At 72.3% G+C, this 22,842-nt stretch carries 23 protein-coding genes; 11 read left to right on the top strand and 12 right to left on the bottom strand.

The annotated features are described in order from the left end of the window. The first annotated feature begins 35 nt into the window (after nt 1-35). From M5362_RS02265 to M5362_RS02240, 6 genes are all read left to right on the top strand, one after another. Entirely contained in the window at nt 36-809 is a 774-nt protein-coding gene (locus tag M5362_RS02265) for a rhamnogalacturonan acetylesterase (protein WP_261365524.1), read from the top strand. Then, nucleotides 806-2,098 carry a polysaccharide lyase family 1 protein gene (locus M5362_RS02260; RefSeq protein WP_260225528.1) on the top strand — a complete coding sequence of 431 codons (1,293 nt, stop codon included), beginning with the start codon at nt 806-808 and terminating at the stop codon, nt 2,096-2,098. The genes M5362_RS02265 and M5362_RS02260 overlap by 4 nt, the downstream gene beginning before the upstream one ends. Before the next feature lie 122 nt (nt 2,099-2,220). Continuing rightward, complete coding sequence (locus M5362_RS02255; protein ID WP_260225527.1) at nt 2,221-3,336, top strand: pectinesterase family protein; 1,116 nt, start codon at nt 2,221-2,223, stop codon at nt 3,334-3,336. A gap of 387 nt (nt 3,337-3,723) precedes the next feature. Continuing rightward, on the top strand, nt 3,724-5,262 hold the full coding sequence (locus tag M5362_RS02250; RefSeq protein WP_260225526.1) for a cellulase family glycosylhydrolase: 1,539 nt from the start codon (nt 3,724-3,726) through the stop codon (nt 5,260-5,262). Further along, nucleotides 5,259-6,998, top strand: coding sequence for a glycoside hydrolase family 6 protein (locus M5362_RS02245; RefSeq protein WP_260225525.1), 1,740 nt, complete (start codon nt 5,259-5,261; stop codon nt 6,996-6,998). Before M5362_RS02250 ends, M5362_RS02245 begins: the two co-directional genes overlap by 4 nt. Nucleotides 6,999-7,146: 148 nt before the next feature. Beyond that, nucleotides 7,147-7,359 (top strand): DUF4287 domain-containing protein, encoded by a 213-nt coding sequence (locus tag M5362_RS02240; RefSeq protein WP_260225524.1) that lies wholly within the window; start codon nt 7,147-7,149, stop codon nt 7,357-7,359. A 115-nt stretch (nt 7,360-7,474) separates the two neighbouring features. Here the strand turns inward: M5362_RS02240 and M5362_RS02235 are convergent, their stop codons facing one another. The 5 genes from M5362_RS02235 to M5362_RS02215 all read right to left on the bottom strand — a co-directional run bounded on the left by M5362_RS02235 (nt 7,475) and on the right by M5362_RS02215 (nt 11,088). After that, nucleotides 7,475-7,741: a hypothetical protein gene (locus tag M5362_RS02235; RefSeq protein WP_260225523.1), complete on the bottom strand. Its 267-nt coding sequence runs from the start codon at nt 7,739-7,741 to the stop codon at nt 7,475-7,477. A 53-nt stretch (nt 7,742-7,794) separates the two neighbouring features. Next, entirely contained in the window at nt 7,795-9,201 is a 1,407-nt protein-coding gene (locus M5362_RS02230; protein WP_260225522.1) for an FAD-binding oxidoreductase, read from the bottom strand. Nucleotides 9,202-9,314: 113 nt separating this feature from the next. Further along, complete coding sequence (locus tag M5362_RS02225; RefSeq protein ID WP_260225521.1) at nt 9,315-9,827, bottom strand: DinB family protein; 513 nt, start codon at nt 9,825-9,827, stop codon at nt 9,315-9,317. A 106-nt stretch (nt 9,828-9,933) separates the two neighbouring features. Continuing rightward, on the bottom strand, nt 9,934-10,206 hold the full coding sequence (locus tag M5362_RS02220; protein ID WP_260225520.1) for a hypothetical protein: 273 nt from the start codon (nt 10,204-10,206) through the stop codon (nt 9,934-9,936). A gap of 117 nt (nt 10,207-10,323) precedes the next feature. Then, nucleotides 10,324-11,088: an alpha/beta fold hydrolase gene (locus M5362_RS02215; RefSeq protein WP_260225518.1), complete on the bottom strand. Its 765-nt coding sequence runs from the start codon at nt 11,086-11,088 to the stop codon at nt 10,324-10,326. Between the two features lie 232 nt (nt 11,089-11,320). On the opposite strand from M5362_RS02215, the gene M5362_RS02210 reads away from it, so the two are divergent. Both M5362_RS02210 and M5362_RS02205 read left to right on the top strand, forming a co-directional pair. Next, nucleotides 11,321-13,819, top strand: coding sequence for a SpoIIE family protein phosphatase (locus M5362_RS02210; protein ID WP_260225517.1), 2,499 nt, complete (start codon nt 11,321-11,323; stop codon nt 13,817-13,819). A 153-nt stretch (nt 13,820-13,972) separates the two neighbouring features. Further along, nucleotides 13,973-14,230, top strand: coding sequence for a type B 50S ribosomal protein L31 (locus M5362_RS02205; RefSeq protein WP_260225516.1), 258 nt, complete (start codon nt 13,973-13,975; stop codon nt 14,228-14,230). Nucleotides 14,231-14,349: 119 nt separating this feature from the next. Here M5362_RS02205 and M5362_RS02200 read toward each other — a convergent pair whose 3' ends face one another. Together M5362_RS02200 and M5362_RS02195 are read right to left on the bottom strand one after the other, a co-directional pair. Further along, the gene (locus tag M5362_RS02200) at nt 14,350-14,847 is read right to left on the bottom strand and encodes a peptidylprolyl isomerase (RefSeq protein WP_260225515.1); all 498 of its coding nucleotides are present in this window, start codon (nt 14,845-14,847) and stop codon (nt 14,350-14,352) included. A gap of 57 nt (nt 14,848-14,904) precedes the next feature. After that, nucleotides 14,905-15,123, bottom strand: a complete 219-nt coding sequence (locus M5362_RS02195; protein ID WP_260225514.1) for a hypothetical protein — start codon at nt 15,121-15,123, stop codon at nt 14,905-14,907. 172 nt (nt 15,124-15,295) lie between these two features. Between M5362_RS02195 and M5362_RS02190 the strand changes: the two genes are divergently transcribed. Next, entirely contained in the window at nt 15,296-15,817 is a 522-nt protein-coding gene (locus M5362_RS02190; protein ID WP_260225513.1) for a hypothetical protein, read from the top strand. A 48-nt stretch (nt 15,818-15,865) separates the two neighbouring features. On the opposite strand, the gene M5362_RS02185 is transcribed toward M5362_RS02190, so the two are convergent. The 5 genes from M5362_RS02185 to M5362_RS02165 form a co-directional block, all read right to left on the bottom strand. After that, nucleotides 15,866-16,366 carry an NUDIX domain-containing protein gene (locus tag M5362_RS02185; protein ID WP_260225512.1) on the bottom strand — a complete coding sequence of 167 codons (501 nt, stop codon included), beginning with the start codon at nt 16,364-16,366 and terminating at the stop codon, nt 15,866-15,868. Between the two features lie 148 nt (nt 16,367-16,514). Beyond that, the gene (locus tag M5362_RS02180; protein WP_260225511.1) at nt 16,515-17,396 is read right to left on the bottom strand and encodes a YihY/virulence factor BrkB family protein; all 882 of its coding nucleotides are present in this window, start codon (nt 17,394-17,396) and stop codon (nt 16,515-16,517) included. A 163-nt stretch (nt 17,397-17,559) separates the two neighbouring features. Beyond that, the gene (locus tag M5362_RS02175) at nt 17,560-17,928 is read right to left on the bottom strand and encodes a luciferase family protein (protein WP_260225510.1); all 369 of its coding nucleotides are present in this window, start codon (nt 17,926-17,928) and stop codon (nt 17,560-17,562) included. 188 nt (nt 17,929-18,116) lie between these two features. Continuing rightward, nucleotides 18,117-18,725 (bottom strand): antibiotic biosynthesis monooxygenase, encoded by a 609-nt coding sequence (locus tag M5362_RS02170; protein WP_260225509.1) that lies wholly within the window; start codon nt 18,723-18,725, stop codon nt 18,117-18,119. A gap of 211 nt (nt 18,726-18,936) precedes the next feature. Next, complete coding sequence (locus M5362_RS02165; RefSeq protein ID WP_260225508.1) at nt 18,937-20,127, bottom strand: PP2C family protein-serine/threonine phosphatase; 1,191 nt, start codon at nt 20,125-20,127, stop codon at nt 18,937-18,939. Nucleotides 20,128-20,482: 355 nt separating this feature from the next. Between M5362_RS02165 and M5362_RS02160 the strand changes: the two genes are divergently transcribed. Together M5362_RS02160 and M5362_RS02155 are read left to right on the top strand one after the other, a co-directional pair. After that, complete coding sequence (locus M5362_RS02160; protein ID WP_260225507.1) at nt 20,483-21,352, top strand: MoxR family ATPase; 870 nt, start codon at nt 20,483-20,485, stop codon at nt 21,350-21,352. Further along, on the top strand, nt 21,349-22,740 hold the full coding sequence (locus tag M5362_RS02155; RefSeq protein ID WP_260225506.1) for a VWA domain-containing protein: 1,392 nt from the start codon (nt 21,349-21,351) through the stop codon (nt 22,738-22,740). Before M5362_RS02160 ends, M5362_RS02155 begins: the two co-directional genes overlap by 4 nt. The last annotated feature ends 102 nt before the right edge of the window (nt 22,741-22,842 follow it).

The following is a 22,842-nucleotide window of genomic DNA, read 5'->3' as shown; positions in this document are numbered from 1 at the left end:
GGGCGCTCGCGGCCGGGGCGGGCCTCGCGCTCGCCCTGGCCGCGGCCCCCGCCGCGGCGCGCTCTCCCCGCCTCCCCCGAGGACACCACCGCATGCGCACGCTCCACATCGCCGGTGACTCCACCGCCGCCCAGAAGTATGCCGGCGCCGCTCCCGAGACCGGCTGGGGCATGGCGCTCCCCTTCTTCCTCCACCCGCGCGTCGCGGTCGCCAACCACGCGGTCAACGGCCGCAGCACGAAGAGCTTCCTCGACGAGGGCCGGCTGGACGCGATCCTGGAGGTGATCCGGCCCGGCGACCTGCTGCTGATCCAGTTCGCCCACAACGACCAGAAGGTCACCGACCCGAGCCGCTACACCGAGCCGTGGGGCGGCTACCAGACCAATCTGCGCCGGTACGTCGCCGGGGCGCGGGGCCGCGGGGCGCTGCCCGTCCTCGCGACCTCCGTCGAGCGACGCAGGTTCGACGCCGACGGCACGGCGCTGCGGACCCTCGGGGAGTACCCGGCCGCCATGCGGGCGGTTGCCCAGGAGGAGGGTGTCGACCTGCTCGACATCCAGGAGCTGTCGCTGGCGCTGTGGCAGAAGCTCGGACCCGAGAGGTCCACGACGTACTTCAACTGGACGCCGGACGAGCAGGACAACACCCACTTCAATCCGCCGGGTGCGATCGCCGTCGCCCGGCTCGTCGCCGCCGAGCTGCTGCGCCTGCGGGTGCTCCCCGCACGCGACACCCGACGACTCGACGCGGAGATCCCCGCCGAGTGGATCACCTGGCCCGACACCGACCCCGAGGAGAACCGAGCATGAGTGGACGAAGAAACCTCTGCCTGACGGGAGCGACCGCGCTCGTCCTGGCGCTCACGGGCGGCTTGGCGGTGCCGGCCACCGCCCAGGCCGCGTCCGACCCCGCCCGCCGGACGCTGCCCGCCGGGGACGGCTGGGGCTCGGCGGGGACGGGGACGAGCGGCGGCGCGGCGGCGGTCGCGTCCCGGGTGTTCACCGTCACCACCTGGGAGGAGTTCCGCGCGGCCCTCGCCGTCCCCGGCACGGAGCCGAGGATCGTCAAGGTCAGGGGGACGCTGAACGCCACGGCCGCGGGCTGCTCGGCGTTCGAGGCGCCCGGCTACGACTTCCAGCGGTACCTCGCCGACTACGACCCGGCCGTCTGGGGCCTCGACACCGTGGTCAGCGGTCCGCAGGAGGATCTGCGGGCGGCCTCCGCGAAGGCGCAGGGTCAGGCGATCAAGGCGTACGTCCCCGCCAACACCACCGTCGTCGGCGTCGGCGAGAACGCCGGAATCGTCGGCGGGAGTGTGCAGATCCAGGGCGTCGACAACGTCGTGATCCGCAATCTGACCGTCGAGAGCCCGCTCGACTGCTTCCCGCAGTGGGACCCCACCGACGGGGCCACCGGGGCCTGGAACTCCGAGTACGACAGCATGGTCGTGTACGGCTCCACGCACGTCTGGATCGACCACAACACCTTCACCGACGGCGCCCACCCGGACAGTTCGCTGCCCAGGTACTACGGCGAGGTGTACCAGCAGCACGACGGCGAGCTGGACATCGTGCGCGGCGCCGACCTGGTCACGGCGTCCTGGAACGTCTTCGCCGACCACGACAAGACGCTGATGATCGGCAACAGCGACAGCGCGGGCGCCACCGACCGCGGCAAGCTGCGGGTCACGCTGCACCACAACCTCTTCAGGAACGTGATCGAGCGGGCGCCCCGGGTCCGCTTCGGCCAGGTCGACGCGTACAACAACCACTTCGTGGTGCCGGCCACGGGATACGCGTACAGCCTCGGCATCGGCCAGGAGTCCCAGCTCGTCGCCGAGAAGAACGCGTTCACCGTGCCGGCGGGCGTCGGCGTGGGCACGATCCTCAAGAAGTGGAAGGACGCCCCGGTGACGACCGCGGGCAATCTCGTCAACGGCAGGCCCGTGGACCTCCTGGCCGTGCACAACGCCGAGTTCCCCGGCGAGTTCCTGCGGGACGGCGCCGGCTGGACGCCCACGCTGCGCGGGCGCGTCGACAACCCACGGGCGGTCCCGTTCCTGGTCGCCCTCGGCGCGGGGCCGGGCAGGGGCTGCTGACCGGGCCCGGGGCGGTGCGGCCACCCGCCCGGCCGCACCGCCCCGGTCTCCGCGCCCCCCTTCTTCTCAGCACCCCGCGAGGGGTCTCCTCTTCATCAGCACCCCGCGAAGGGATCTTTGTCATGCCTCCGCTCAGTCGCCGTGTCCTGCTCACGGCGGGCTCCGGCGCGGCGCTCTCGCTCGGCCTGCCGGCCGCCCCCGCGCTCGCACGTGCCCGACGTCCGTTCGGCCGTTACGGATCGCCCGCCGCCCGGCTCACCCCGCGCACCCTGTACGTCCACCCCGGCGGTCTCGGCGACCACACCACGGTCCAGGCCGCGGTGGACGCCGCCGACGGGCCCGACCGTACCCTGGTCATCGCCCCGGGCACGTACCGCGAGACGGTCGCCGTCGGCCCGGACCGTACGGACATGACCTGGATCGGGGCGAGCGATGACCCGTGCGACGTCGTCGTGGTGTACGACAACGCGGCCGGCACCACCCGTCCCGACGGCACGGCGTACGGCACGTCCGGTTCGGCGACGACCACCGTCCAGGCGGACGGTTTCACCGCGTGGTGGATCACCTTCGCCAACGACTTCCTCCGCACCGACCTCCCCGGGAACCCCGGCACCCAGGCGGTCGCGATCAAGGTGCAGGGCGACCGGTCCGCGTTCCTCCACTGCCGGTTCCTCGGCCATCAGGACACGTTGTACGCCGACTCCGTGTCCGTGTCCGCCGTCGCCCGCCAGTACTTCGCGCACTGTTATGTCGAGGGCGACGTCGACTTCGTCTTCGGGCGGGCGCGCGCGGTCTTCGAGCACTGCCATTTCCGTACGCTGCTGCGCACCGACCTCGCGAGCGCCCCGCACGGCTTCGTCTTCGCCCCGTCGACCGCCGGGGCCAACCCGTACGGGTTCCTGGCCGCCCGCTGCCGGGTGACGAGCGAGGCGCCCGACGGGTACTACAAGCTGGCCCGTCCCTGGGTGCCCAGCTCGGACCCGACGGCCCGGCCCTCCCTGGTGGTCCGCGAGAGCGTGCTCGGCGCCGGGATCGACGCCGTGACGCCGTACGCGAACATGCGGGACGCCTACCCCTGGCAGGCACAGCGCTTCGCCGAGTACCGCAACACCGGTCCCGGAGCGACGGTCACCGACCCCGGGAGCCGCCCCCAACTCACCCCGGACGAGGCCGCGTCGGCGACCCGCAGCACCTACCTCGGGAACTGGCTCCGGCCCTCCCCCGCGCAGGCGAACTGATCGGAGCCGCCTCCCGCGGGGCGCTGCTGTTCGTCGGGCCGACGCAGGGGCCGGACATGGTCAGGCCCAGGGGTACGGACAGCGCCGCGACCGGCGCGGTCAGCAGCCGGCGGGGTCTTCGTGGTGGCATGGGGTGGTTCTCCTCGCGGCTCGGCAGGGGCGTGCGGAGGCATGGGCACAAGCTCTGAACCAGTGGGAGCGCTCCCACAATGCAGAAGCGACGGAAGCGCGTCAAGGTGCCCGAAGAGTCGAACACATTCGACGTGCGACTTCTTCAACGCCTCTTTTCCTTGGCGTCAGTTGGCGCTACGGTCTGGCCCCACCAGTGGGAGCGATTCCGTCAGTCGGCGCGTCGTCAGGGCGTGCCCTCGCTGCAAGGAGTCGCTCATGCGACATCCCCCACGTCTGTCTGCGCTGCTCGCGGGAGCGGCGCTCACCATGGCGAGCACCGCTCTCGCCGTCGTCGGTACGGCCTCAGGAGCAGTGGCCGCACCTCCGTGCACGGTGACGTACGAGGTCGTCGGTGAGTGGACCGACGGCTTCCAGGGTTCCGTCACCGTGACCAACAACAGTGCCGCGCTGCGCGGTTGGAGCCTCGGCTTCGACTTCCCGGCCGGTCAGAAGGTCCGCCAGGGCTGGGGCGCCACGTGGTCCCAGTCCGGCGCGACGGCGACGGCCGTCAACGAGAGCTGGAACGGGTCCCTCGGTACCGGTGCGAGCGTCACGACCGGATTCATCGCCTCCTGGTCGGGCGTCAACACCTCGCCCGCGTCCCTCTCGCTCAACGGGAAGGTCTGCGACGCCGATCCGGGGCCGGAACCCACCCCGACGCCCACCCCGACCCCCACCGATCCGCCCGGCCCCACCGATCCGCCCGATCCGCCCGACCCCGTCTCCGGCGCGCCCGAGCTGAGCGTCGCCGGCACCCGGCTCATCGACCAGAACGGCGCGACCCGCCGCCTGCTCGGGGTCAACCGCTCCGGTGGAGAGTTCATGTGCGTCCAGGGCCACGGCATCTTCGACGGCCCAGTCGATGACGCGGCCGTCCGCGCGATCGCGGACTGGAAGGCCGACACCGTACGCATCCCGCTCAACGAGGAGTGCTGGCTGGGCCTGGACAACATCAGGCCCGAGTACCGGGGCGCGCCCTACATCGACGCCGTGAAGGGGCTCGTCGAACGCGTCCTCGCGCACGGAATGACCCCGATCGTCGAACTGCACTGGAGCTACGGGCTGTACACCGGTAACTCGGCGGGCTGTTCGGACGTCCACGCCTCCTGCCAGAAACCGATGCCGAACGCCTGGTACACACCGGCTTTCTGGACCTCGGTCGCCGACACCTTCAAGAACGACCGCAGGGTCGTCTTCGACCTGTTCAACGAGCCCTATCCGGACCGGGCGACCTCCACCGCCGCGCAGGCGTGGACCTGCTGGCGCGACGGCGGCACCTGCCCCGGCATCGGCTACGAGGTCGCCGGTATGCAGGATCTGGTGGACACGGTCCGGGCGACCGGCGCCCGGAACCTCGTGCTCGTCCCCGGAATCGCGTACTCCAACGACCTGAGCCGGTGGCTCGCGCACCGCCCCACGGACCCGGCGGGCAATCTGGCCGCCGCCTGGCACGTCTACAACTTCAACACCTGCTCCGACGAGACGTGCTGGAACAGCACCCTCGCCCCGGTCGCGGCACAGGTGCCCCTCGTCGCCGGCGAGATCGGCGAGAACACCTGCGGCCATGCCTTCGTCGACCGCGTCATGAAGTGGTTCGACGACCGAGGGCTCTCGTATCTCGGCTGGACCTGGAACACCTGGAACTGCTCCTCGGGACCGGCCCTGATCACCTCGTACGACGGCACGCCCACCCCATTCGGCATCGGGCTGCGCGACCATCTGCGCGCCCAGAACGGAAAGGCACCCACGACATGAGCCGCACAACGAGCCGTACCGCCCTGCTGGCGGCCATCGGCCTGATCACGGCCACCGGCGCCACCGCCACCGTCATGGCCAGCACGGCCGGAGCAGCCGCCGCCGGCTGCCGGGTCGACTACCAGGTCACCAACCAGTGGAACACCGGCTTCGGAGCCAACGTCACCGTCACCAACACCGGTGACCCGCTGAGCTCCTGGACCCTGGAGTGGTCCTACGCGAACGGCCAGCAGGTCACCCAGGGCTGGAACGCCACGCTCACCCAGTCCGGCGCCGCGGTGAGCGCCAGGAACGTCTCGTACAACGGCGGCCTGACCACGGGCGGTTCGACCTCCTTCGGCTTCAACGGCTCCCACACGGGCACGAACGCCGTCCCCGCGACCTTCACGCTCAACGGAGTCGTCTGCAACGGCGCCACCCAGCCGCCGACGACCCCGCCGACCACTCCTCCGACGACTCCCCCGACCACCCCGCCGCCGGCCGGCTCCAAGGCCGACAACCCGTACGCGGGCGCCAAGGTGTACGTGAACCCGGAGTGGTCGGCCAAGGCCGCCGCCGAGCCGGGCGGCAGCAAGGTCTCCGGTCAGCCGACCGGCGTGTGGCTGGACCGCACGGCAGCGATCGCGGGAGTGAACGGCGGCATGGGCCTGCGCGACCACCTCGACGAGGCCCTGGCCCAGAAGGGCAGCGGAGAGCTCGTCGTCCAGCTGGTGATCTACAACCTGCCCGGGCGGGACTGCGCCGCGCTCGCCTCCAACGGCGAGCTGGGCCCGAGCGAGATCGACCGGTACAAGACCGAGTACATCGACCCCATCGCCGCGATCCTCGCCGACCCCAGGTACGCGGGCCTGCGGATCGTCACGACGGTCGAGATCGACTCGCTGCCGAACCTGGTGACCAACGTGTCCGGCCGCCCGACGGCCACCGCCAACTGCGATGTGATGAAGGCCAACGGCAACTACATCAAGGGCGTCGGCTACGCGCTGAACAAGCTGGGCTCGATCGGAAACGTCTACAACTACGTGGACGCGGGCCACCACGGCTGGCTCGGCTGGGACGACAACTTCGGCGCGTCCGCCGAACTCTTCAAGGCTGCCGCCCAGGCCGAGGGCTCCACGCTCGCCCGTGTGCACGGTTTCATCGTCAACACGGCCAACTACAGCGCGCTGAAGGAGGACCACTTCACGATCGACGGCTCCGTCAACGGGGTCTCGGTGCGCCAGTCCAAGTGGGTGGACTGGAACCGGTACACGGACGAGCTGTCCTACGCCCAGGCGATGCGTTCCAAGCTCGTCTCGCTCGGCTTCGACACCAACCTGGGCATGCTGATCGACACCTCCCGCAACGGCTGGGGCGGCGCGGCGCGGCCCACCGCACCCGGGGCCCTGACGGACGTCAACGCGTATGTGAACGGCGGCCGTTACGACCGGCGCATCCACCTCGGCAACTGGTGCAACCAGTCGGGCGCGGGCCTCGGCGAGCGACCGCAGGCGGCGCCGGCCGCAGGCATCGACGCGTACGTGTGGATGAAGCCGCCGGGCGAGTCGGACGGCGCGAGCAAAGAGGTCCCGAACGACGAGGGCAAGGGCTTCGACCGCATGTGCGACCCGACGTACACGGGTAACGCCCGCAACGGCAACAGTATGTCCGGCGCCCTCGGGGACGCCCCGCTGTCCGGGAAGTGGTTCTCGGCCCAGTTCCAGGAGCTGCTGAAGAACGCCCACCCGGCGCTGTGACACCGGGCGCCGGCCGGAATTCCGGGTTCCGGCCGGCGCCCCTCGGTCGTATGACCCACGTCACACGACCGAACCGATCACTTCGCGGAACCCGTCCGGTCATACGTACAGGAACACACCGCACCGACGACAGGACAGGACACGCGCCATGGCTGACGCAGTGAAGGGCCCCGCGAGCTACTTCCCCTCGATCGAGAAGAAGTACGGACGCCCGATCGCCGAGTGGAAGGAGCTCATCCTTTCCTCGCCGCTGACCAGGCACATGGAGCTCGTCTCCTGGCTCAAGGCCGAGCACGGCCTCGGGCACGGCCACGCCAACGCCCTGGTCGCGCACACCCTCGCGGAGGCCGGCGGCAGGTGAGCGGGCGGCCCGGTTCGCTGCCTCGCGCGCGTCGGCCGACCGGCAGCTCCCTCGCGCGCGCCCGGCCGGGCCTGACCCGGAGGAGGTCCGGCCGGGCCTGATCCGACGGGTGTGGCTAGCGGGTGTCGCCCTCCCAGTCCCAGTGGACCGCGTCGCCCTCCCGGGGCCCGTACCGGGCGTGGCCGCCGGGGCCGTAGGCGCCGATCTCCGTGGCCAGCGCGGCACCCTCTTCGAGCTGTCGCGCGGTCCACCCGGTGACGTCGAGCAGGAGGCCGTCCAGGGGGCCCGCCACCAGCTCGCGGTAGACGTGCCCGGGCCGGGGGCCCGGGTCGGGATCGTCGTGGTCGGCGCCGTAGACACGGCCTCTCATCAGCTCGTCCATACCCGGCAGCATCGCACCCGGCACTGACACTCGCCCGGCCGCGACGGCGCCGGTCAGGCGGCCGGGGAGATGTTCTGGTTGGAGCGGAAGACGTTGCCGGGGTCGTACTCGCGTTTGAGGGCGCGCAGCCTACGGAGCTTGTCCGCCCCATAGGCCTCCTGCACGCGGGCCGGGCCCTCCTCCATGAGGAAGTTGACGTAGACACCGGCGTGGTAGGGCTCCAGGGCGGACCACCATGCGCGCGCCCACGCACGCGCTTCGGCGAACCCCTCGGCGTCGAAGGCGTTCCCGTTGATGTTGAAGGTGTGACCCACTCCCCGCCCGCTGCACGCGGTCTCGTCCTCACCCACGCGGGCGACGGCACCGCCCAGATGGAAGATGTTGCACGTCGAGAGCGGGGAGGGGATCTCCAGGGCGTGTGCGGCGCTGATCCCGATGACCTCGTCGTCCAGCCGCCGGATGTCGCAGGACCGGACGTGGTACCACCAGCCGTGGCGGAACGACGGGTCGAACATGGACTGGTGCGCCAGATAGGACTTGGGCACGCACAGGTCGAGCAGCGGCGTCCCGAACGTCCGCAGCGGCCGCAGGACCTCCTGGCCGGCCTCGATGTCGCCCGCGTAGCAGCTGACCACGGCGATGACGGGCCTGCCGTGCAGCTCGGGCGGGATCGCGGGGAGCGGTGGGGCCTTGCGGTGGACGACGATGGTGGTCAGCTCGTCGGGGACGCCGGTGATCCAGTCGCGGTAGAAGGCGAGGACGTGCGGTGCTTCCTCCACCGGCCACAGGATCGGCCCGGCGAGCACCGTGGGACCGACGGGGTTGAGCCGGAACTCGAACTCGGTGACGACCCCGAAGTTGCCGCCGGCTCCGCGCAGGCCCCAGAAGAGTTCGGGCTCGTGGCGCGCGCTCGCCGTGACGAAGGTGCCGTCGGCGGTGACCATGTCGGCGGAGAGCAGCTGGTCGACCGTGAGCCCGTACTTCCGCATCAGCCAGCCGATGCCGCCGCCGAGGGTGAGCCCGGCGAGGCCCGTGTGGGTCACGATCCCGGCGGGCACGGCCATTCCGAAGTGCTGTGTCTCACGGTCGAGCGCGCCGAGCAGGACCCCGGCCTGGGCCCTGACCGTGCGGTTCACCGGGTCCACGCGGATGCCGTTCATCGCCGACAGGTCGACGACGACGCCACCGTCGACCAGCGACTGGCCCGGGAAGCTGTGGCCCCCGCTGCGGACCGCGAGCGGCAGACCACCGCGCGTGGCACAGTCCAGCGCGGCGGCGACGTCGGCGACGCCGGTGCAGTACGCGATGAGGGCGGGAAGCTTGCTGACGGAGCCGTTCCAGATGCGCCGGGCCTCGTCGTAGGCAGCGTCGTCGGGGCGTACGAGCCTGCCGGAGAAGGATCGCTCCAGCTCCTGGAAGACTGCCTCGTCCATCCGCGCGGCTGCGGGGGCTGCGCCCATCGCCACTCCTCGGCCGATCCGCCCCTCCTGTTCAGAGTCCCACCGGCCGCGAGCCGGTGCCAGCCCGGGCAGCCGTGCGCGGCGGAGCCCTCCCGCCACCCTCGTACGACCGCTCAGGCGCCGACGGTCCCGTCGACGCCTTCGCGGAGGAAGTCCGCGTGCCCGTTGTGGCGGCCGTACTCGAGCAGGACGTGCACCATCACCATCCGCAGGGAGACGTCCTCGCCCCAGCGCGGCTGGCGTCCGGTGAGGTCGAGGGAGGCGGCCTCGCGCTCGATCCGCCGGGAGTGCTCCACCTCGGCCTCCCAGGCGGCGAAGGCCTCGGCACGGGTCGACCGGCTCGCGTCGTAGGCGGCCTGGAAGTCGATCTCGTCCGACCAGACCATCGGCGCCTCGCCGTCCTCGAAGACCCGGCGGAACCAGGCGCGTTCCACCTCCGCCATGTGCCGGACCAGGCCGAGCAACGACAGCGTGGACGGGGGCATCGACCTCTCGCGCAGCTGCTCGTCGCCGAGTCCCCGGCACTTCATCGCGAGCGTGGCCCGGTGGTAGTCGAGAAAGGCCCGGAGGGTGTCGCGTTCGCCGCCGACGTGGGGCGGGGCGATGCGCGGGTCGTCGGTGGTCACGGGTGTTGCTCCTCTTCAAGATCCGTCGTCCGGACCGAAGTTACCCGCCTCGGCACCCCGGCGGGTACCGAGGCTGTCGGCGTCCGCGGGCGGGAGGTGCCGACCCTCACTCTCCGGGTGGGGGGCGGCGCTCGGCTGTCAGGGAGGCCACGAGGATTCCGGCCAGCACCGCCCACGCCAGCACCGCCGCGCCGCCGACCGTGGCCCATCCCACGGCGCCGAGCGCGAGCCCCGCGCCCGCTCCGGCGCCCAGCGCTCGCCGGTCGGTGGCGAAGGCCCAGGCGCGCCGGCCCGCTCCGGGCGTACGGATCTCCAGCACCGCGGCACGGCACACCAGCACGGCGGCGGCGACCACCGCGGTCATCACGGACGCGTCCATGCCCCACCTGCCCCTCTCCCGTCCATGCTCGCGCAGAGCCGCTGGGCGCGCACGACCGACGACGGAACGGGGGGATCGTGTCCGAGGCCGCCACACTCCCCTGGCCGGCCGCTCCTCTCACCCGGCGAGGAACGCCTCGATCGCCGTCGCGAGTTCGCGCGGCGACTCCTCCGGCGCGTAGTGGCCGGCCTCGGCGAGGACCGCGAGGCGTGCGTTCGGGTACCACTGGAGCCAGCCCGCCGCCATGGCGTCGGCGCCGAGCGCCGGGTCGTGGGCGCCCACGACGAGCAGCACCGGAGTCCGGTTGTCCTTGACGCGGTGGTGGAAGTCGGTCCGGGACCAGGAGTCCAGGTACGCGCGGAAGGCCGTGGGCGACGAACGTTCCGTCGAGCGCTTCACGAGCGCGGCCAGCCAGGCGTCGTCGTACCGGCCGCCTGTGGTGGTGTCGATGATGACCCGGCGGTTGCCCGGCTCGTCCGCGGCCCCTGCGAAGAGCTCCCAGCTCTCGGGGTCCATCGGGAACCCCGCCGCCGAGACGGGCGAGATGCCGATGAGCGAGCGGACCCGCGTGGGCGCGTCGAGCAGCATCAACTGGGCCGCCTTGCCGCCCATCGAGTGGCCGATCACCGAGAACGAGTCCCAGCCGAGGTGGTCGGCGACGGCCAGCGCGTCCGCCGCGACCTCCTCCATGGTGAACGCGCCCTCGGCGTCGATCGCCTCGCCGTAGCCGCGACAGTCGAGGAACGCGTACGTGCCGGTGTCGCCGTTCAGGTGCGGGCGCAGCGGATCGAAGCTCGTACGGTCGCCGAACCAGTTGTGCAGCACGAGCGCCCTTCGGGGTCCGCTGCCCACCACGTCGTACGGAAGAACCTGGCCCGTCATCACGCCCCCTGGTCATGTACCGCCACGGTCGTTTCGGCGCGTCGCTCGGATGCCCTCGCGTCGGTGCCGACGCTCGAGTGTCGCCGTCCGTGACCGCTCGGTCAACGGTGCGTGTCCCCGTCCGGGCCGGGCGGGCGAGGGCTCGACGGGCCGCGACCTCGTGCGACGGGCGGCTACGGGGCGCGACCGCCCCGAGATGCGGGGCCGCGCGGGCCTGGAGCATGCTGGCCTTGTGACGTCGCACGGCGTGGCCGGCCCAGCCCCGTCTGCCGGGACCGGGGACGTCCCCGGGAACGCGGAGACCGACGGGCGGCTGCTCGACGCCCTCCCTCTGGTCCTGTCCGAGGGCGCGCTGCGGACGATCGAGGCGGTCGGCGGTTACGCGGGCGGGGTCTATCTGCGCTCGGAGTCGCCGGACCTTCTCCGTATGGCGGTGCTCGCCGGGCTGCCCGGCCCGCTGTTCCGTCCCTGGTGGCGGATGCATGTGAACCGTCCGTTCCCGGTGGCCGAGGTCCACCGCTCGGGCCAGCCGGTGCATCTCGCCGACGTAGAGGAGGCGATGCGCCAGTTCCCCCAGCTCGTGGCGAGCCTCCCTTTCCCCTTCGGATCCCTGTACGCGCCGATCGTCAGCGGCAGAGAACGCTTCGGGGTGCTCGTCGTGCTGCGCGCCCCGACCCCCGGCGTCCCGGTGAACACCCGGGACCGGATGCGCCTGGCACGGGAGGCGCGACGCCTCGGCGACGCCCTCGCGGAACTCTCCGAGAGCGGAACCCTCGTCGAGTGGCCCGGGGAGCCGGTCTGCGTCCAGCTCCCCTCGGGGGGTACGAAGCCGGTTCGGATCGGCTACTTCGACTGGGACCTGACCAGCGGAACCGTGACCGCCGACGCCGGGCTGCGGGCGATCATCGGCGAGGGCGACAGCAGCCCGTTCCCCGGGACCATGGAGGCTCTGACCGCACGCCTCGCGCCGGAGGACAGCGCCGCGCTGTGGACCATGGCCCGCCGCGCGGCCGACTCGGGTGCGCAGGTGGCGCGCCGGATCCGGCTCAAGGGCCCCGACGGAGGGCTCCACCTCCTGGAGATCTCCGCCCGCGCGGCGGGCGACCGCCCAGGGCGGCTGAAGGGCTCCCTGGTCGACCTCGGCACCGGCCTGGTCGGCTCCGACGCCACCGACCGGCTGCCACGCGCCATCATCGCGATCGACCGCCTGGGACGGGTCACGTACGTCAACCACCTGACCGAGGCCCTCCTCGGCAGACCCCGCGCCTCACTCGCCGGGCTGAGCATGTGGGAGGCCCTGCCGTGGTTCGGCCATCCCGCGTACGAGGAGCATCTGCGGGCGGCGCTGCTCTCCGACGAGCCCGTGCACTTCCTGGCCCACGAACCCGACGGGGAGTGGCTCTCGGTCTCGCTGTATCCCGGCCACGACGGCGTGACACTGGTACTGCTCCCCGAGACCGACCCCGCCTACACACCCGGATCGGTCACCAACCCGGACACCGGCCTTGGCTCTCCGGCGGACCGGGCGTCGGCGCTCTACCGACCGGTGGCGCTCGCCATCGCGCTCACCGAGGCGGTCACGGCCCGCCAGGTGTCGGCGGTGGTGACCGACGAACTGCTGCCGGCGTTCGGCGGCCGACAGCTGGCGATCTATCTGCTGAGCGAACGGCATCTGTACCTGGCGTGGGAGACCGGGTTCCCTCCGGGGTTCCTGGAGCCCTTCGACGGTGTGGGGCTGGACGCCCCCCTGCCGGGTGTCGAGGCGCTCACCACCGGCCGCCCGCTGTTCTTCGAATCGATCGAGCAGATGAGCCGGGCCTATCCGGGGCTCCCCGTGGACGCGCCCTCGGGCGCCCGGGCCTTCCTGCCGCTGATCGCCTCCGGCCGGCCGGTCGGCTCGTGCATCCTCGGCTTCGACCGGCCGCGCGGTTTCAGCCCGGAGGAGCGCACGGTCCTGACGGCGCTGGCCGGCCTCATCGCCCAGGCCCTGGAGCGGGCCAGGCGGTACGACAGCGAGTCCGCCCTCGCCCGTGGGCTGCAGGACGCGCTGCTCCCGGCGCGACTGCCGGTCCGCGACCACGTCGACACGGTGGCGCGCTATCTGCCCGGTACGCAGGGCATGGACGTGGGCGGCGACTGGTACGACGTGGTCGAGACCGGGCGCGGGCTGCTGGCCCTCGTGGTCGGCGACGTCCAGGGGCACGGTGTCGCCGCGGCGGCGACGATGGGTCAACTGCGCAGCGCGGTACGGGCCTTCGCCCTCGCCGGTCATGCGCCGGAGGATGTCCTGATGGGCACCAACCGGCTGCTGATCGACCTCGATCCGGGGCAGTTCGCCAGCTGCTGCTACGTGGTGCTCGACCCGGCGACGGGGGTGGCGGAGGCCGTCCGGGCCGGGCATCCGCAGCCCCTGTTGCGGCGCCCGGACGGTACGGCGGAAGTGCTGGACCTGGCGGGCGGTCTGGTCCTGGGGATCGACGCCGACGCCACGTACCCGGTCACCGAACTGCACCTGGAACCGGGCGCGGTCCTCGCCCTGTACACGGACGGTCTGGTGGAGCGTCCGGGCCACGACATCGACGAGGGCGTCGAGTGGCTGCGCCGCACCTTCTCCGTCGCGGGGCAGATCCCCCTCACGGAGACGGCGGACCGGCTGATCCGCGATGCCCGTCAGGCGCCCGACCGGCCGGACGACATCGCCGTCCTGCTCGCCGCGCGCTGGATGAACTGAGCGGCCGTACCGAAGCCGCCGGGGCGGCGGCCGTCGCTCGTGGTGGGCGGCCCGTCGGCGGGAACTTCCTCACCCGGTCGGCCCCCGGCGCTGGTCGGGCGGGCCGGGCCCGGAGAGGCTGGGGGCATCAGACAGGCAGCCCGAGGAGGACGTGTGCAGCAGGACAAGCAGCCGGAGTACGGCCCCGTGGTCTTCCGTGACCGCTCCGCCGGGTTCGCCTTCCTGACCCGGTCGACGGCGACGAGCGAGCAGACCATCGAGTGGGACGACGGCAACTCGTATCCCGTGGTCGACGTCGAGATCTCCTCCGAGAGCCACCCGTTCTACACGGGCAAGGCGCGGAAACTGGACTCCGAGGGCCGCATCTCGCAGTTCGAGCGCCGGTACGGGGAGGCGGCCGAGGGGTCCTGACCCGGCGTCGCCGGTACCGGCCCGCCGCGAATCGGGCGCTCGCCGGAGGTCTTTCGCCGGAAACGGCCGACCGCCCCCGCGTCGTGCTCTGCGAGGGCGGTCGCGCGGATCGGTTCGGCTCAGGCCTCGACGACGCCCGACGCGGCGACGGCGATCTTGGCGCTGGTCGCGCCCGAGCGGGAGCCCAGGCCCTCGATCTTCTTGACCAGGTCCTGGCCCTCGACGACCTCACCGAAGACGACGTGCTTGCCGTCCAGCCAGTCGGTGATGATGGTCGTGATGAAGAACTGGGAGCCGTTGGTGTTGCGGCCCGCGTTCGCCATGGAGAGCAGGTACGGCCGGTCGTGCTTCAGCGTGAAGTTCTCGTCCTCGAACTTCTCGCCGTAGATGCTCTTGCCGCCCGTGCCGTTGCCGTTGGTGAAGTCGCCACCCTGGAGCATGAACTCCGGGATGACGCGGTGGAACGGGGAGCCGGCGTAGCCGAATCCGTGCTCGCCCGTGGCGAGCTCACGGAAGTTCCGCGCCGTCTTGGGGACGACGTCGTCGAACAGCTTGAAGACGATGCGCCCCGCAGGCTCGCCGTTGATCGTGATGTCGAAGTAAACGTTGTTGCTCATGAGGATATCCTGTCATTCCCGCTCACGCGACGCGCGCACGGGCTGCCCATCGGAGGGTCACACCAGTCCGCCGGCGTCCGGGGCCTGGGGGAGGCTGTCGGCCACCAGCGGTGCGGCCCCGTCCAGGAGGGGGGCGACCGGGTTGTCGTTCTGCAGGAGACCGGTGGTGCCGGTCGCGCCGTGTTCGGCCGCGGAGGCGTGCGGCGGCGGGGTGACGAGGGCCGTGACGACACCGGCGGCGAGGGAGGCGATGGCGAGCATGCTGCGCTTCTTCATGCCCTGGTCAACTGTCCAGGAGCCCAGGGGTTACGGTCTGCGGCCCAGGCGACCGGAGAGCGCAGTTCATATCACCTCAAATCCTATCGAAACTACTGCAACCGTATGGTTGTGGTGGATGTCTTTCCCAGTGACACCACTGTCCCCGTCGCAGCAGAAATCGGGGGACCTCATGCTTCATCGTCAGAGCCTCGCGGCCGTCGCCGCCGGCATCCTTCTGGCCGCCGGGATCGGTGCCACGATCCCCGCCGGCGCCGCCACGGAGCGGTCCCGGGCGGCGGCGCCGCCCCCGACCGCCCTGGTGGTCAACGCCCGCTGGGGCGGCCACGCCTCCTTCGACCGGCTCGTCATCGACGTCAGGGGCGCGATGCCCCCGGTCACCGTGACGCAGGTCGGCGTACTCCATCACGACGGCTCGGGCCAACGGGTTCCGCTCGCGGGAAGGTACTTCCTGGAGATCAGGCTCTCCCCCGCCGCCGCGCACGACGAGTCCGGCCGGTCCGTCTACCAGGGCCCCCGGCTCCTGAAGATCCATCTGCCCACGCTCAAGGGCGTCGCCCTGACCGGCGACTTCGAGGGCGTGGTGACCATCGGGGCGGCCTTCGACACCAAGCCCGGCTACAAGGCCTACACGCTCCACACCCCCGAGCGCTTCGTGATCGACATCAACCACCCGGCCGGCTGCCGGGCCTGAGGAAGGAGGCCGGGCGGGGCCGTCCAGGTAACGTCCCCGCCGGGCCGCTCAGAGGTCGGCGCAGGTCTCCACGTACACCACCGTGCCCGAGCGCCGGGCACGGTCGATCTCGGCGAGCCGGGCGAAGCTCCCCGGCGTCATCTCCCGCTCCCATTCGGCGAGGGTGCGCAGACGGAACTCGCTGTGCTCGTCCGGGTCGAGGACGACCCCGGCGAGCTGCTCGTCCGTCAGGACGCCTCCGTCGAAGATGAATCCGATGTGGTTGGCGGGCCACTCCTCGCCCCGGTCGGTGACGAAGTGGGTGCCGAGGAGCCTCGGCTCGCCCTCGAAGACGATCCCCGTCTCCTCGTGGCACTCCCGGACCGCGGTCTGCCACGGGGTCTCCCCCGGGTCCATGTTGCCCCCGGGCCACTGCCACGACTCCGTGCTGTAGGTGGCGCGCAGCTGGAACGGCCGGCCGTCGGTGTCGGTGAAGTAGAGGCATGCGTACGCCGTCGCCCTCGGCAGCGTCGCAATGTACTCGGCGGGCGGCAGCCAGGTGTTCGCCATGGGTCAGCTCTCTTTCGACGGGCCGGGTGGATCGCCTCCCATCCAACCGGTCACGGCACCCCGGCCCGGTGGAGCGCGATCATCTCCACCGGATCGTGTGATCACCGTGCCGGCGGCCCACCGTCGGCACCCGTGGGCCCGGGGCGTCTCATGCGAGCTCGTCCGGCAGTTCGGCCGGCAGGCGGTCGATGGTGCGCCGGATCAGGTGCTCGTGGATGAGACGGCCGACGAGCGCGGCGCCGTAGACCACGAAGCCGACGCCGACGAGCCAGGACTGGAGCACGAGGACGGTGCCGAACGGTCCGTAGGTGACCGCGTTGGAGGCGATCAACGGCGAGAAGACGAACTGGGAGAAGACCCGCAGCCCGAACAGCCCCAGGGCGGTGCAGAGCGCCCCCGGGGCGAGCGCGCGCCAGCGGATCCGCCCGCAGAGGAGGAAGCGCTGCGACCACCAGAAGAAGAGGAAGGCACCGGTGACGTCGCTGACCGCGACGAGGAAGGTGACGGCCGGGGAGGACTCCGCGGGGACCGGTGCGGTGACGAAGAGGAGGAGGGCGACGATGAGGACGCCGAGCCAGACGACGTGGCGCCACATCGTGTGCCAGCGGGCGGTGGGGAGGTCCCACACCCGTTCGTAACCGGTCTGTACGGCGGATCCGAAGGTGACACCGAACGCGGCGAGGGCGGCGAGACCGAAGGCGGTGGTGCGCTGCAGGGCCTGCCCCGGCTTGCCGAAGAGCATCTCGACCTCCTCCTGCGACACCTCCGAGACGCCGAGTCCCTGGATCAGCCAGCGGGCGAAGCCCTGGCCGCTGGCGAGGTCGGCGGCGGCGACGACGATCAGCAGCGGGACGAGGGTGAGGAGGCTGAGCGCGGCGAAGCCCATCGCGCGGTGCATCAGCTCCACTTCGCGGCCGCGGTTCCAGGCGAGCCCGACGACCGAGGTGAGGAGGGACCGGTGGAGCCGCTGGAACCAGTGGCCGTGCTCGGCGGGGGCACCGTCGTGGGGCGCACCGGAAGTGGGGGGCATGCCACGGGGAGTACCCGCCCGGGCGGTGGGACCCCTCCGACACGCGGCCGAACGGGGGGTTCGGGCCCGTACCCGGCGCGCCCAGGAACCGTGAGCGGGCACGGGGGCGCCCGGCGCGCTCAGGGCTCAGGAACCGTGAGCGGCGCGCGGGCGTCCGGGGTGTTCAGGGGCGTGCGGGTGTGAGGCAGGTACGGGTGCAGCCGTCCGGAGCGTTGTCCGGGTGGCCGGAGGAGGCCTGGAGCGCGGCGCTCACCAGCGTCGCGAGAAGGTCGATGTCGGATCCCATGTCCAGACGGACCGTCACCCACCCCGATCCTGCGCGCAGTCGCACGGCGCTCGACCCGAGGAGGGCGGGGCGCAGCTTCGCGATCATGGCGCGGGTGAGGTGGACGTCGGCCTCGTGCTCGCCGTGGAAGTGCACGATGTCGTGCGTCGCGCTACGCAGCCCGAGCTCGGCGCCGCACTGGGCGCGGCCGGGGGCCAGCGAGGGCCAGCTCATCAGGCGTTCACTGGCGTGCCGGGCGGTGTTCATACCCAGGAGCGTGCCGGGACGGAGGGCCTTGCACAAGCGTCCGGCGGAAAGAATCCCGCCGGGGCGTGAAAACCGGCCTGCCCTGGTGACACACGGCGCGCGGGGGCTCACAAGGAGCCTCGAACAGACCGGTTTTCGAGCGTGACGGGAGGGGCCCACGGGACGCGTCGACGGCCGCGCCGCCGACCTCAGGAGGGCGGGGCGACGCCGGCGAAGACCACCTCGAACTCCTCGAGGCTCCTCGTGGTCACCCGTGTCTCCGTGGTGGCGTCGCCTCTGATCGCCGCGACAGCGCCGCGGGAGGCCACCAGGGCGTCGCGGTCGTTCCAGACGATCCCCACGCTCGCCCGGCCCGCGGCACGGTCCACGAGCAGGGATCCGCCCACGAACCCGGAGAGGGCCTCCAGCCTCGGCATGGCCATGTCGCGGAAGGTGTCGACCAGAAGGTCCGTGCCGGAGGGATCGAACTCCAGGCGTGCCAGCCGGAACCACGCGCCGGGTCCGACGGAGCGCGGGGGCCGCGCGACCGCGGCCTCCCAGTTGTCGACGACCGCGGTCCGGGCGAAGGGCGTGAGCTGCGCGGCCCGTCGCTCGCGGAGCTGCTCGTCGCTGTCCTGCCGGGACTTCTCGTCGTCCCACCACGTCGCCGTGAAGAGCTTCCCGATTTCGCGGTCGACGAAGAGCCCCATTCCCCGGAATCCCGGGAGCTCCGACACCAGGGCCCGGCCCTCGGAGGCGGTCGCCTCGACCGCGGCCTCGAGTTCGGCCGGATCTCCTGTCGCGTACAGCGTCCGCACGTACACAGCGGTCCCTTCGTCCTGCCCGGCGTCACGCCCACGGGGCTCGCCGGCCATGGGGCAGGACCCGGGTGGACCCGCCTCCCGGACTCCATGCGACGGCCTGGACCGGCGGACGGCAAGGGGGCCGGGGCGTCCGGGTGACCCCACCGCCCCGGGCGGTCGCGGACACCGGGTTCCCCCCACCGCCCCGGGCGGTCCCGGACACCGGCTAGGCGCCGGAGCGCTCGCGGATACGGGCCGCGAGGACGGCGACGTCGTCCTCGGCGTGATGGGCGTCGAGCCGCTGGAGGACCTCCTCCACGAGCTCCTCGGGACCGGAGCCGGGGCGTACGCGGAGGGAGGACAGCCGGGCGAGCGAGACGTCGATGTCCTCGCCGCGGCGCTCCACGAGCCCGTCGGTGAAGAGCACGAGCGTGTCGGCCGGTGCGAGGGCGCGGGTCACGGGTTCGTAGCCGCCGACACCGGTGCCCAGCGGGGGGCCGACGGGGAGTTCGACGAGATCGGCCGAGCCGTCCGCGGCGAAGACGACGGGCGGCAGGTGGCCGGCGCTGGCGAAGGTGGCCGATCCGCGCGCCGGGTCTACCTGGACCAGGAGGCAGGTGGCCGGCCGCAGGCCGCCGTCGCCGGCGATGACGGAGTCGAGCTGGCGCAGGACGCGGTGCGGCGGCAGGTCGGTGGAGGCCACGTCGCGCAGGGCGGAGCGGTACGCGTTCATGTCGACGGCCGCGTCCAGGCCGTGCCCCATCACGTCGCCGACGACGAGCAGGCTGCGGCCGAAGTGGAGCCGTACGCTCTCGAACCAGTCGCCGCCGACGAGCGTCCGGGCCCCGACCGGGAGGTAGCGTCCCGCGACCTCCAGATTGGGGTGGGGCCGGCCCGGCTCGGCGACGAGGGCCTGCTGGAGGTGGAAGGCGGTCCGCTCGGTGGAGGCGAGCCGGCGGGCGTGACCCAGGTGGACGGCGGCGAGCCGCGCCGCGTCGTGGACGGTGGCCGTCTCGTGGGCGTCGAGACCGTGGGCCCGGACGCTGACGGCGCTCACGGACCCGACGACCCGGCCCTGCGACTCCAGGGACACGGACACGACCCGTACGGGCACGCCGCCGGGGGCCACGTCCGCATAGCTGTGGGGAGGCCCTTTCTCGTGCCGCGGCTCCACGCGGTCGAGCAGCTTCGGGTCCCCCGCCACGGCGGTACGTGCCCAGCCGGGCCCGTCCTCGGGACGGACGTCCACTGCGGCCGCCTCGAATCCGTGCCGGCAGAGGAACCCGGCCAGGTCCTGGCAGACGCCCTGCTCGTCGGGGTGCGAGCCGATCTCCGCGATGGCGTCCGTCGCGGCTCGCAGCCGGGCCAGGACGGCCGCATGCTCCTCGGCCAGGGAGTCCCCCGCTCGCTCCGACAAGACACCTCCACTGCCGCTACGGCCCCGAGCAGCGCACACATCCCATGGGACCAGCGGGGTCACGTGCCCGCGCGCCCACCGGCCGGACCAGCAGTCCATCACATTCCGTGATCCCGTAGCCAGACCTTTCCGCCCCCACGCTACGCCGCGCCGGTGTTCTCGTCCGATCTTCACGACTTCCCCCCGGCGCCCGCCGCCGTAGAGCCCGTCGTGCTCCCTGCGCGTCTCCCGTAACGCCCGTGACCTTGGCCGCACTTGCGGTCCGCACGGTTGTGGGGAACGGCCGGAACTGATCCAGTACACCCATGGCTACCGGCCAGTACGGATGGATGGCGCGGCTCCGGGGAGAACAACGATGACGACCGGGTACTTCAGCTCCGTCGACGACGTCGCCGAGCGGCTCGCCGCGACCGGCTATCTGGCCTCCCCCGCCGTCGCGACCACCGTCTTCCTCGCCGACCGGCTGGGCAAGCCGCTCCTCGTCGAGGGGCCGGCAGGCGTGGGCAAGACCGAACTGGCCAAGGCCGTCGCCCAGGTCGCCGACGCCCGGCTCGTACGGCTCCAGTGCTACGAGGGCGTCGACGAGTCGCGCGCCCTGTACGAGTGGAACCACGCCAAGCAGCTGCTGCGGATCACGGCGGGCCGCGACGAGTCCTGGGACGAGACGCGCACGGACATCTTCAGCGAGGAGTTCCTGCTCCCCCGTCCCCTCCTCACCGCCATCCGTTCCGCCGATCCGACCGTGCTGCTCATCGACGAGACCGACAAGGCCGACATCGAGGTGGAGGGGCTCCTCCTCGAAGTGCTCGGCGACTTCCAGATCACCGTGCCCGAGCTGGGCACGATCACCGCGGCCCGGCGCCCCTTCGTCGTCCTCACCTCCAACGCCGGCCGCGAGCTCTCGGAGGCGCTGCGCCGCCGCTGCCTCTTCCTCCACATCGGCTTCCCGGAGGAGGAGCTGGAACGCCGGATCGTGACGACGAAGGTGCCGGGGCTCGACGCGGCGCTGGTGGCGTCCGTGGTGCGGGTGGTCGGCGCGCTGCGGGCGATGGACCTGCGCAAGGTGCCGTCGGTCGCCGAGACCATCGACTGGGCCCGGACGCTCCTCGCCCTGGGCGCCGAGGCCCTGGACGAGACGGTCGTACGCGACAGTCTGGGCGTGATCCTGAAGCACCAGGACGACATCCAGAAGGCGGCGGCCAAGCTCGACCTGGACGCGGTGTGACCACGGCTCCGGCCGGGGCCACCCTCCGGCTCACCGGACTGGTGCAGGCACTGCGCGCGCACGGCCTGTCCATCGGTACGGGCGAGAGCGTGGACGCGGGGCTCGCGCTGGAGGCGGTCGGGTTCACCGACCGGGAACGGGTCCGGGAGGCGCTCGCCGCCACGCTGCTCCACAAGGAGGGGCAGCGCCCGCTCTTCGACCGGGTCTTCGACCTGTACTTCCCGCTGACCGCCGACGACCGGGGCACGGAGCCTTCCGGCGCGGACGCGGGCGCCGGGGAGTTCGACACGGCGGCGCTGCGGGAGCGGCTCGCCGCCGCCCTGGCCGCCGACGACCGCTCGGCGCTGACGCGGCTCGCGGGCGAGGCGGTGGGCGGCCTCGGCGGCTACGGCTCCGCACCGGGCTCGGACGGCTGGTCCTCGTACCAGACCCTCGCCAGGCTCCGGCCCGAGACGCTCCTCGCCCGGGTGCGGGCGAGGCTCCTCGACGCGGCCTCCGGAGGACCGGAGTTCGCCGACCGGCTGACGGACGACGAGATCCGGCGGCGCATCGAGGCGTTCCGCGAGCGGGTCCGGACGGAGGCCCGGCGCCGGGTCGCCGAGCGGCAGGGCCGGGACCGGGTCGCGCGGCGCGCGGTGGCGGGCACCCCGGACAGCGTCGACTTCCTGCTCGCAGGCCGGGCCCAGCTGGACGAGCTGCGTACGACGGTACGGCCGCTGGCGCGCAAGCTCGCCACGCGCCTCGCGGCACGGCGGCGACGTGCCGCGCGCGGGCGGATCGACCTGCGGCGCACGCTGCGCGGCTCGCTGTCGACCGGAGGCGTACCGATGCGGCCGGTGCTGCGGCGGCGCCGTCCCGTCCGCCCGGAACTGGTCCTGCTGTGCGATGTGTCGGGGTCGGTCGCGGGGTTCGCGAACTTCACCATGCTCCTGGTGCAGGCGCTGCACGACCAGTTCAGCAGGGTGCGGGTGTTCGCCTTCGTCAACCGGGTCGACGAGGTGACCGACCTGATCGCCCGGGGCGCGGCCGACCCGGCGGGCCTCGCCGCCCGCATCCTCGACCAGGCGGAGCTGACCGGCTGGCACGGGCAGAGCGACTACGGGACCGCGTTGGGCGAGTTCGCCGAGCGGTACGCCGACGCCGTCGGCCCGCGCACCGTGGTCTTCGTCCTCGGCGACGCCCGTACGAACATGAGCGACCCGAACCTGCCGGCGCTGAAGGCGATCGCGGACCGCGCGCGCCGCGTGCACTGGCTCAACCCGGAGCAGCCCGCGTTGTGGTCGACCGGAGACTCGGTGGCGCTCGCCTATGCCGAACTCGTCGACATGCGCCCGTGCCGGAACGCGCGACAGCTGGGTGAACTGATCGGCCGGCTCCTGCCGGTCTGAGCGCCCGCAGGGACCCCGAGGGTGGCCACGCCCGACGGAGCTTCTGCCGCGGAGCGTCCGTGGCAGCCCTCGGGCACCTCCGCCGCCGCTCAGGCATGCGGC

It is taken from the genome of Streptomyces sp. Je 1-79 (assembly GCF_025195125.1).
Lineage (GTDB): Bacteria > Actinomycetota > Actinomycetes > Streptomycetales > Streptomycetaceae > Streptomyces.
This window is presented reverse-complemented; position numbering and strand designations above follow the sequence as displayed.